Genomic DNA, 1190 nt, shown 5'->3' with positions numbered 1-1190 from the left:
AACATTGTTATTTCACGAAATAAAACACGGTGTAGTTTCGTAAAATAACACCTATATGCGCATTTCGTAAAATCTGTTGCTAATATAATTACTTTTTTTGTAAATTAGATACTTAGTAAGTTATTTTTTGTGGATAGCGAAACAAAATAGGTTAAATTAGATTTATTTAAGTATGGATAGCGAAACAATATTAAAAACCTTACACGACCGATTGCAAGTGCAACGCTACGCCAATAATACCATAAAATCGTATTGTGGTTATGCACAAATATTCTTAGAGTATATGAATAAATATCGTACGCTCAACGAAATACCTATTGCTGAAATAGAGGGTTTTATTAATGAAAAAGTATTTCAAGACAATATTAGTGCATCTTATCAACGCTCTTTAGTTGGGGCAATTAAGAAGATTTATGAGTTGGTCAATAATCAATCGATAGAGTTAAATTATTTATATCCTAAACGAAAATCAACCCAACTGCCTACTTTCTTTTCTCAAGAAGAAGTGAGAAAAATATTAAATGCTACAGAAAATTTAAAGCATAAAGCAATTCTTACCACTATTTACAGTTGTGGATTACGCTTAAGTGAGTTAATAAATCTTAAACTAACCGATGTAAAATCCGACAGTAATTTACTATTAATACAACAAAGCAAAGGGAATAAAGATAGGCTAGTAGCTTTACCTGATAAGTTATTAAGTTTGTTGCGAGAATATTATATTGAATATAAACCCAAAATATTTTTATTTGAAGGAACTAATGATGAGCAATACAGCGAAAGAAGTGTTCAGTTAGTTTTGAAAAAGTCAATGAAAAAAGCCAATATTGTAACAAAAGGCAGTGTGCATACTTTGCGTCATTCATACGCCACACATTTAATAAAAAGCGGAATTGACATTCGGGTTGTACAAGAATTATTAGGGCATAGTGATATTAGAACAACCATGATTTACACTCATATTACAGATGTAGATAAGAAATCGACACCAAGTCCATTAGATTTTTTGTAACCTAAATTAAAAAACCCAACTTTACATTTTTGGGTGTAAAATTGGGTGTTTATGCTTTAACTGATTAAGTATCAGTGTTTATTGCGGAGAAAGAGGGATTCGAACCCCCGGACCTGTTACAGTCAACAGTTTTCAAGACTGCCGCAATCGACCACTCTGCCATTTCTCCAGTAGTCTG

1 protein-coding gene and 1 tRNA gene are annotated in these 1190 nt (G+C 31.7%); one reads left to right on the top strand and one right to left on the bottom strand.

Annotation, left to right across the window (positions count from 1 at the left end; genetic code table 11):
- The first annotated feature begins 172 nt into the window (after positions 1-172).
- Positions 173-1012, top strand: coding sequence for a tyrosine-type recombinase/integrase (locus H4K33_RS16295; RefSeq protein ID WP_006260881.1), 840 nt, complete (start codon positions 173-175; stop codon positions 1010-1012).
- 84 nt (positions 1013-1096) lie between these two features.
- Here H4K33_RS16295 and H4K33_RS16290 read toward each other — a convergent pair.
- Positions 1097-1181: transfer RNA gene (locus H4K33_RS16290), tRNA-Ser, on the bottom strand.
- Between the last annotated feature and the right edge of the window lie 9 nt (positions 1182-1190).

The sequence above is a fragment of the Myroides sp. WP-1 genome (genome assembly GCF_014145635.1).
In the GTDB taxonomy this organism is placed as follows: Bacteria; Bacteroidota; Bacteroidia; order Flavobacteriales; family Flavobacteriaceae; genus Flavobacterium.
The sequence above is the reverse complement of the archived record's forward strand: the minus strand, read 5'-3'. Positions and strand labels throughout refer to the sequence as shown.